We start from the raw sequence: 8,699 nt of genomic DNA, 5'->3' as shown, positions 1-8,699 counted from the left end.
CCAACAATAGGTTATGATGATACCAGCCTCAATGTTGGGCCAAGGCCCAACCTACAACTCTATTTAAAAATCCTTAAGTTGACGCCATTAAATGTTCACGAAGTATTTAAATTTCGTCATCGCGAGTCATGGCGAAGCAAAAAACGATGATTTGTTAAAAAATATATACAATTGCTTCACTTTGTTCGCAACGACGACAATTTATGTATCTCCCCAGCACGTCATCCTGAAAACGGCGTAGCCGTTTGAAGGATCTCCTGAATGTGGCACCGACAGCATTGTTTCCTGTTGAGGTCCCAGCACAAACTTAATATGAGCGAACAATTCGCAGTTGGTGTGTGTATTATCAATATCAACACTTCAGCGTGGCTTATGAAGCCTTGGCAGAATTTGAAGAACGCATATTAAGCATGGCAAAAACGGTGCGAATTGAACATCTCGATGAAACCGGTCTTCCGCCTACTCGAAAGAAAAGATGACCTGTATCAATCCTTATGTTGAATAATAAAGGACTGTGCCACATTCAGGAGATCCTTCAAACGGCTACGCCGTTTTCAGGATGACGTGCTAGGGAGATACCAATTTATTTAAATAACCTATCCCGTGAACACTTACAAATCTTTTTAAATGACTCGTGTTTGTGCGGCAGCTGCAATTTTCCTGAATGTTGATTGTCCTTAGCCATGTCGACATCCTGCCGATTCCAGCCGCGCCAAACAGTTACAGTATAACTATTCTTTAATAAAGCGCCTTGTGGATATTGCTATTTTTACTATGAGAAATTTCTTAAATTGATTAACGAAATAATTTCATTTAGGCTTTGCTGGCTAGGAAGATTAATGAAGAGCAATAGTTCCTTATTGGCGAGCATTGGGCTGCTATAATTTTATCCATAATAACTTTTTAATAAAAGTTATGTTTTTATAATAACACTCAATCATAAATTTTGCTAGAGTGTTTCTATTTAATTTAAATTTGCAAAATTTTTTAAGATGTTACAATTTCAAAACAAATAAGTACAATAATAAATCAATATGTTAAAAGGAGTTCAGCAAATGAAAAAAATTGCCCTTGTTTTGTTTCTTTATCTAGTTCACACTCATGTTTTTGCAACAGAGCCCTTTTCGCTTGATAGTACCGCATTTAAATTAAATACCATGATCCCAGCTCAATACAGTTGTGATGGTGTAAATCAATCGCCACCACTGGCTTGGCATAGTATTCCAGAAAAAACACAGTCTTTCGTATTAATTATGCAAGATCCTAACGGCCCAAATGGAGTTTGGACACATTGGATTTTATTTAATATTCCAGCAAACGTCAGGCAGCTGGATGCAGGAAGCCCTACTCCACAAGGGGCGACCAATGGAAAAAACAGCTGGGGTGGTTTAGGGTATCGTGGGCCATGCCCTCCTCTAGGAGCACATAGCTATGTCTTTAAATTGTATGCTGTGGATAGAGTACTCACTTTGGGTGAAGGAGCAACAGCAGATACAATATTAAATACCATCACAGGTCATGTTCTTGGGAGTGCCGAGTTAGTAGGTTTATATCAAAAATAATCAAAATAACCTAAGGCAGCATATATCATGCTGCCTCAATCTCACCAAGATTAGTATCATCAGGTTCTTCAGTCACTCGGTTAAAATACCATGAGCTGTATAGAGCACCTAAACCACAAGTAATTAATCCTAAAGGTAAGGAATTAAGATTTTGTACTAAGAAATAGGCACTAATAATTGTCAACATGGACGAACCAAACATACGTATACTATGAATAAACGCCAATGCAATTCCAGTATTTTCTTTAAACTCATCAAGCATTAAAGACATAGTTGATGGCGCTGTTAAACTGATTCCTAAATTACATACCAAAGCAAAACTCAGTGCGCATAAATTAAAATCATATAATGTAGATACCATGAACATGATAAAGCCACCGGCAATAATAAACCAGCTTCCCAGATAGATTGTCGAAGCCATACTGAAATATTTACGTAACCAAATACCTAAATAGTTTCCCACAATGATATTCAAACCATTAAAGATAAAAATAATTCCATAAACTAGAGGAGAAAAACCAAATTGATCAATAATAATATAAGATGAGTTAATAACCGAAAGCATAACTGCAGCAAAACTAAACATCATCACGAAGGAGCCACTCCATAACGAAGAAGAAGGCAAAATGTCCTTATACGATTGCATTACATTTTTTATATGAAATGGCTGCTCAGGTGCAGTCCAAAATGGCGATTCACTCAAGCCTTTTCGTGATTGTAAATACAGTGTCATACCAATTAAGGCCATAAGAATAAAATTAGCCTGCCAGCCAAAATAGATAAAGATTAAGGAACCAAGTACTGGAGCAAGAATAGGAGAAACAGAAACAATCATAGAAACATAGGAAAGTACCTTAGCACGCTCTAAAGTATCTTCAAAATCACGAGAGGTAGAAAAAGCCACCAAATTCGCACAGCATAAGGCCAAACCTTGTAAAGCTCGGCCTAAAGTTAATACATTAATATTCGTAGCAAAAGCGCAAATCAAACTGGCAATGACTGCTAAAATTAAACTCCCAGGTAACAAGCGACGACGTCCAAAATGATCAATTAATGGCCCCCAAGCCAGTTGAGTAACGCCAAATACAAATAAATAAATACTTAAAGTAAACTGACTTTGGCTATGAGTTGTATCAAAATAATCAGTAATGTACGGAAGTGATGGCTGATACAAATCAAAAGTTAATAAAGAAAAGGCCGATAACAAGCCAATGAACAGAATAGAATTTTTTGATTTAGGCATAATCTTCTTCTTTGCATAAGTAGCGGAATATTTTAGCAAAAATTGATTAAAAGTTGAATGATAATAACTATTGGACTGCCCCATTCAAGAAAATTGTATTGTGGGATGAAATCATGTTTATCCGTGAACAATCATCTTTTCTAAAAAAGGTGATTGTTCACGGGTAAGCTTATTTATTATTAAGAGTTGCTCCTTGAAAAGGCTCAGGTTCAGAAGAAAAACTTGAGGTAATAGCCTGTCCTGCTTTACTAATACTAAATCCAATAGTAGCTAAAGTATGAGTTGCGAGACGAAGAATGTTATCGAGACAATCAGTAATGATTGAAATTGCAAGATAGCAAGCATCAAATAAATCAGTAATTCCACGCTCAATATTGTGAGAGCCGGTCATTAAATCATCTAAATCAAAAGTAATAGTTCCTATTGCAATATTAGCTAGGCCGAACGTGGTATGAATTAAACTCCACTGAAGAAAAGTCAGGGCCAAATAAGCATCAATAATAGGTTGAAAGATAATCGATTTTACATTTTTTTTTGCATCCGAAAAGGAATCAAAGGGTTGGAAATAACTGTTGTCATATCCTGCTTTCCCCATGAAGTGTTGAAGTGAGCTTTCGACACACCCAAAAAATCGTGCGTTGCTTTCTTTTCTTGCTATAGCATTATCAAACATATTTAGTCCTAAAAAATTGGAAAATAATCTTATTGTACATAATAAATACAAAAATAACAAGTTTTATTTTACTTTTGTCGTGGCAAAATGAAAATATCACCTGGTTAATAAAATAGACGCATGAAAACGCAAGTGGTCCTCAATAAAACTGGCAATAAAATAATAACTATGATCATAGTTTTTTTGCATTCGCAGATTAAGCACGACCTGTGCTTTAGCACAAGCAGCCTGAAATAAATGAGGCTTTAATTGCTCGTCCAAAAATGAATCATGAGTTCCTTGATCAATTAAAATCTCACCATGCGGCCATCCTCTAGCAACCACCAATTCACATGCATCATATGCTTTCCAATACTGTTCATTTGTTCCCAGATAACCTCTAAACGCTTTGCGTCCCCAGGGACATTGAGTTGGCGCACAAATTGGAGAAAAAGCCGAAACAGAGCGATATTGTAGCGGATTATTTAAGGCCAGAGTTAAAGCACCATGCCCACCCATTGAGTGCCCCAAAATACCACATCGCTGCTCATCAAGCGCAAAATTTTGTTGTAATAAATCAGGCAACTCATCACGCACATAAGTTGCCATTTTATAATGTTGTGCCCATGGCTCTTGCGTGGCATCCACATAAAAGCCAGCACCTATGCCAAAATCATACTGTGCACGATCACAAGGCTGTTCCATTCCTCTGGGACTGGTATCAGGAGCAACTAAAGCCAAACCAAGTTCTGAGGCAATTCGTTGCGCCATCGCTTTGGTAATGAAATTTTGCTCCGTACATGTTAATCCTGATAACCAATATAAAACTGGAACTTTACGCTGTAAAATCTGAGGTGGTAGATAAAGCCCAAAACGCATCAAACATTGTGTGGCAGCCGATTGATGTTCATACACATATTGCATGCCCGCAAAACATTGATGCTCTTCAATCAGCCTCAGAGTCATTTCTCTTTTCCTTAAAATCAAGTTTAGAACGTTACTACCGTACGAATAGACTCACCGTGGTGCATCAGCGCAAAAGCTTCATTAATTTTCTCTATCGGTAAAACATGGGTGATTAAATCATCGATATTAATTTTTCCATCCATATACCAATCAACAATCTTAGGCACATCAGTACGACCGCGCGCACCGCCAAAAGCAGAGCCTTTCCATACACGGCCGGTCACTAATTGAAAAGGACGTGTAGAAATTTCTTGGCCAGCACCTGCAACACCAATAATAGTAGAAATACCCCATCCCTTATGACAACACTCGAGCGCTTGACGCATCAGGTTCACATTTCCCACACACTCAAAACTATAATCGGCACCGCCTTTGGTTAATTCAACTAAATAAGCAACTAAATCGTTACCAATTTCCTTAGAGTTAACAAAATCGGTCATGCCCATTTTTCTCGCCAACTCTTGACGAGCAGGATTAATATCTACACCGATAATTTGTTTTGCACCAACCATGTGTGCGCCTTGAATTACATTAAGACCAATGCCGCCTAAACCAAAAACCACCACGCGTGAACCAGGCGTCACTTTTGCAGTATAAATTACCGCACCAATTCCTGTGGTAACCCCGCAACCGATATAACATACTTTCTCAAAAGGTGCATCTTGACGAATCTTTGCAACAGCAATTTCTGGTAATACAGTATAATTTGCAAAAGTTGAAGTTCCCATATAATGAAATATTTTTTTACCATTTAAACTAAAGCGACTGGTGCCATCAGGCATTAACCCTTGCCCCTGAGTACTGCGAATTGCCTGACAAAGATTAGTTTTTTGAGAAAGGCAATATTCACATTGACGACATTCTGGTGTGTATAAAGGAATCACATGATCACCTGGCTTTAATGAGGTAACACCCGCTCCAACCTCCACCACGACTCCTGCACCTTCATGACCTAAAATCGCTGGAAAAAGTCCTTCTGGGTCATCACCAGATAAAGTAAAAGCATCCGTATGACAAATTCCAGTTGCTTTAATTTCAATTAATACCTCACCTTGTTTTGGTCCTTCCAAATTAACCGTTTCAATTGTCAATGGTTTGCTAACTGCATGTGCTACTGCTGCTTTTACTTGCATTAAAACACTCCTTTAGCCTATGGATGCTCTTATCCATAATGACATATCTTAGTGCATAAGCACTATATTTTATTCTGTATAAAGGCTCATCTTTAATTATTCTGCCCAATTTGTTACTGTTGTTACTTGCAGTGTCCCTGACAATAGTAGTGAACCATTGGATGGATCATATACCGGAGGTGTGTTTTGACTAATAGTGATTTGTGTTGAATATTGAGTATTACTAATACTCGTTGGTGTCACAGGAGTTTCATAAGTTGCTCCAAAAGAGCCAGCAACTGGAGTAACGTTCACGCTGGTAATGGGAGAAACACAAGCCTGCCCTACCCCAGACAAAACGGTAATAGCTCCTAAATAAGCAAGTGTTTTCGTATAACAAGGGGTTGATACTCCATTATAAAATGAAACCACAACCGAAGTGGCAGAACCATTGGAAATCCCCAGCATATTCACCGCGTCAACTCGTTGAATTGGCGCGTTTGCTGCAAGCGCTGTGTTGGCTAAAGCAATAAACAACAGTGGTAACTTCCCTTTACTTTTCATAACTACTCCTTTATGCATCAGATGTCACTTGAATAGGAATTCCGAAACAATTATTAACATTAAATGAATTGGCTTGATCCAAATTCGTGAACACAAGTGATGCTGTGGTTGGATTAGTAAAATTGCCATTAATCACCACGATGTTATGCCCTGCAATCAATTGATCTTGTGTCACATAATTACCATTAAGACTATAAGAAAAAATAACACTGGTTGTGTCATTTAATGAACTTCCCATCAACACATATTGAAAAGGATAGCTGGTATCAATATAACAAACAACGCTGTAAGTTACCGAAGGAATCAGCCCATTTAATGGTATATTGATACTAGTGGCGGGGGCAACATCTCCGTCACCACTTAAATTTACTATCGAACTTGCTGTTGCAGTAGATGCAATTACTAAGGCAGCAAGGCCTATACTCTTTTTCATTATTATTCCTCCTTGAAAATCAATTATCGCTTGGTATATAGGTTTGAGTCTGTTTACCTTATGTAAGGAATTCATGTATTAAATACTTTCACAATGATATCCTATTACCAATATTTTAAAACCCATTATCGATGTATCTCATGGAAAAAAAACTTGCTGCTATTTATGTTGCTAAATCTGAATTTCTTTCTGAGCTTTGTCATGAATTAGGTGATGTCAGCAATATAGTGAACGATTTAGTGTTTTCATCGCACAAAGATCTACAAGTATGTTTTGCGCAAGACATTTGGCTAGAACCACAAATGGTAAATTTTCAATCCATATCCGAAGCGGTAAAAATCCTACGCCAATCTGGAAAATTTTGGTATTTACATCCTATTTCCCACGTCAGGCGTTCGCGTTTAATTGAAGAACAATTGCGTCGCTATACTAAACTTACACGCCATTTTCCTATTGAAGAAGAAATGCCTACCATCGGTGCATTTAGTTTATTAGATCAAAATACCTTGGTTTTTAGTGCCAAGCGTCTTCGTCTCTGGCCACAAGGGGTATGTAATTTTATTGAAGATAAAACTAATCCACCCAATCGCGCTTATTTGAAATTATGGGAAGCGCTGACTTTATTAGGTCGTTATCCTAAGACTGGCGATCTGGCTATTGATTTAGGTGCATCTCCAGGTGGTTGGACTTATGTAATGCATTCTTTAGGAGCTAAGGTCACAGCTGTTGATAAAGCGCCTTTAGCACCTAACATTGCCTCCTTACCTAGTGTAACCAGCGTGCAACAAAGTGCATTTGCCATTGAGCCTTATCAAATGGAGCAAAATTACGATTGGGTTTTATCTGATATTGCTTGTTATCCTGAGCGCGCTTATACATTGATAAAAAAATGGATTGCTTCAGGAAAAGCAAAACAACTCATATTCACCATTAAACTGCAAGGTAAAACCGATATGGACACATTAAAAAAGTTACAAACCATACCTAATTCTTACTTAACAAATCTGTATTACAACAAACATGAAGCAACATTTTTTTATCCTTTCACTCGTTAAAAATACTTCATTATTTGTGGTATGATTTCAAATAGTCCTTTTTTAAGTTCAATTTGTAAGCATGGCCAGATTCTAAATTCATAAAAAATCGATAACGGTTCGCTTGCGAATACTCTTCATGCACACGCACCAAAAGAATAATTCTTTTTTCTTGCTCTTTTTTAATTGAACGAAAAAAATTTATTCTTTTTTCAATTTGTAACGAGTAAAATTGTGCTTTTTTAGACAACAATTTTCTACGTCTTCTTTTCATGATGCGCTTTATGGCGCCTATTTTCGCTGGTTTGGATTTGTTTTTAAAAAGGCATTGAATTTTATTATATTGGGCAGTTATAGTGAGAAAAAACAGCAAATTGTGTTCACATTGGTAGATAAAAATACTGAGCTTCCTGGAGTTTTGGTTTAAATTATCCATTTTATTATGGATGCTTTTGAGTTTTCGAATGAAGAGTAAATAAGCGATAAGTAAAGGATGAGTGGTTTCTAACAATTCCACAGTTTTGTGTTTCTGAGCCACTGGTTTAAGCAAGTGTTTTTGCAAAGATTCCTTTCTTTCTTTTGGCATCATGTCCATTAAGCTATCCATGTCTTTACTATTTCATTACATTATAGACTTAATTTATTCATAATGCCGACAACTTACCCATTAAGATATTTTTTTGATTTCTCAATAGTTCTTGTCTCTAAGAATATAGAGTTACAAATTATAGTTAATTCAAAACCCAAGCATCGTATAAAATATACAGCATAGGAAGAATAAATAAATATAAAATGTAGTGTTTGTTGAAGAAGGATATTAAATATTCCATTAAGCAAACTAGTGAGGTTTTTGTTAATTTTTTCATAATTTCATTCCATAATTGTCCTTTGGCATTTCCTGTAGCCATCATAAAGCGTAAACGATTGCCTTGGATACGTCAATAAAATTTCTCAACGCGACCGCTTAGAACAATGCACCTAACTTTGCCGTTTAAGCCATTGACTTAATTCATTCATGGTGTGTTGATTAACGCGAATAAGTTGTTGATAAAGTGGTTCGAGTAATGAGCGATGGCCGGCTTTGAAATAGCGTTCGAGGTATTGGCAGGCATAGCGCATTTTTGCTGTACCCA

General features: G+C 37.0%; 9 protein-coding genes. 2 read left to right on the top strand and 7 right to left on the bottom strand.

Annotation, left to right across the window (positions count from 1 at the left end):
* The first annotated feature begins 1,055 nt into the window (after positions 1–1,055).
* A complete protein-coding gene (locus QM652_RS13090) occupies positions 1,056–1,562 on the top strand; it encodes a YbhB/YbcL family Raf kinase inhibitor-like protein (RefSeq protein WP_415076522.1) in 507 nt (168 codons plus the stop codon).
* Between the two features lie 25 nt (positions 1,563–1,587).
* Here the strand turns inward: QM652_RS13090 and QM652_RS13085 are convergent, their stop codons facing one another.
* From QM652_RS13085 to QM652_RS13060, 6 genes are all read right to left on the bottom strand, one after another.
* Positions 1,588–2,805, bottom strand: a complete 1,218-nt coding sequence (locus QM652_RS13085) for a multidrug effflux MFS transporter (RefSeq protein ID WP_415076520.1) — start codon at positions 2,803–2,805, stop codon at positions 1,588–1,590.
* 169 nt (positions 2,806–2,974) lie between these two features.
* Positions 2,975–3,478: a hypothetical protein gene (locus tag QM652_RS13080; RefSeq protein ID WP_415076518.1), complete on the bottom strand. Its 504-nt coding sequence runs from the start codon at positions 3,476–3,478 to the stop codon at positions 2,975–2,977.
* A gap of 96 nt (positions 3,479–3,574) precedes the next feature.
* Positions 3,575–4,423 (bottom strand): S-formylglutathione hydrolase, encoded by an 849-nt coding sequence (fghA, locus tag QM652_RS13075; RefSeq protein WP_415076516.1) that lies wholly within the window; start codon positions 4,421–4,423, stop codon positions 3,575–3,577.
* Between the two features lie 23 nt (positions 4,424–4,446).
* Positions 4,447–5,556 (bottom strand): S-(hydroxymethyl)glutathione dehydrogenase/class III alcohol dehydrogenase, encoded by a 1,110-nt coding sequence (locus tag QM652_RS13070; protein WP_415076514.1) that lies wholly within the window; start codon positions 5,554–5,556, stop codon positions 4,447–4,449.
* Positions 5,557–5,652: 96 nt separating this feature from the next.
* Positions 5,653–6,099, bottom strand: a complete 447-nt coding sequence (locus tag QM652_RS13065; protein WP_415076512.1) for a hypothetical protein — start codon at positions 6,097–6,099, stop codon at positions 5,653–5,655.
* A gap of 10 nt (positions 6,100–6,109) precedes the next feature.
* Positions 6,110–6,532 carry a hypothetical protein gene (locus QM652_RS13060; RefSeq protein ID WP_415076510.1) on the bottom strand — a complete coding sequence of 141 codons (423 nt, stop codon included), beginning with the start codon at positions 6,530–6,532 and terminating at the stop codon, positions 6,110–6,112.
* 140 nt (positions 6,533–6,672) lie between these two features.
* Here QM652_RS13060 and QM652_RS13055 point away from each other — a divergent pair, with 140 nt between their 5' ends.
* Positions 6,673–7,587, top strand: a complete 915-nt coding sequence (locus QM652_RS13055) for an SAM-dependent methyltransferase (RefSeq protein ID WP_415076508.1) — start codon at positions 6,673–6,675, stop codon at positions 7,585–7,587.
* A 10-nt stretch (positions 7,588–7,597) separates the two neighbouring features.
* On the opposite strand, the gene QM652_RS13050 is transcribed toward QM652_RS13055, so the two are convergent.
* Positions 7,598–8,161, bottom strand: coding sequence for a hypothetical protein (locus tag QM652_RS13050; protein ID WP_415076506.1), 564 nt, complete (start codon positions 8,159–8,161; stop codon positions 7,598–7,600).
* Positions 8,162–8,699: the final 538 nt, after the last annotated feature.

It is taken from the genome of Legionella sp. (assembly GCF_047605385.1).
GTDB lineage: Bacteria > Pseudomonadota > Gammaproteobacteria > Legionellales > Legionellaceae > Legionella.
The sequence above is the reverse complement of the archived record's forward strand: the minus strand, read 5'-3'. Positions and strand labels throughout refer to the sequence as shown.

Bases quoted from the DNA above. Each gene is read 5' to 3' on its own strand.
- QM652_RS13090 (WP_415076522.1), top strand. From the start codon at position 1,056: ATGAAAAAAATTGCCCTTGTTTTGTTTCTTTATCTAGTTCACACTCAT.
- QM652_RS13070 (WP_415076514.1), bottom strand. From the start codon at position 5,556: ATGCAAGTAAAAGCAGCAGTAGCACATGCAGTTAGCAAACCATTGACA.
- QM652_RS13055 (WP_415076508.1), top strand. From the start codon at position 6,673: ATGGAAAAAAAACTTGCTGCTATTTATGTTGCTAAATCTGAATTTCTT.
- QM652_RS13080 (WP_415076518.1), bottom strand. From the start codon at position 3,478: ATGTTTGATAATGCTATAGCAAGAAAAGAAAGCAACGCACGATTTTTT.
- QM652_RS13085 (WP_415076520.1), bottom strand. From the start codon at position 2,805: ATGCCTAAATCAAAAAATTCTATTCTGTTCATTGGCTTGTTATCGGCC.
- fghA (WP_415076516.1), bottom strand. From the start codon at position 4,423: ATGACTCTGAGGCTGATTGAAGAGCATCAATGTTTTGCGGGCATGCAA.
- QM652_RS13065 (WP_415076512.1), bottom strand. From the start codon at position 6,099: ATGAAAAGTAAAGGGAAGTTACCACTGTTGTTTATTGCTTTAGCCAAC.
- QM652_RS13060 (WP_415076510.1), bottom strand. From the start codon at position 6,532: ATGAAAAAGAGTATAGGCCTTGCTGCCTTAGTAATTGCATCTACTGCA.
- QM652_RS13050 (WP_415076506.1), bottom strand. From the start codon at position 8,161: ATGGACATGATGCCAAAAGAAAGAAAGGAATCTTTGCAAAAACACTTG.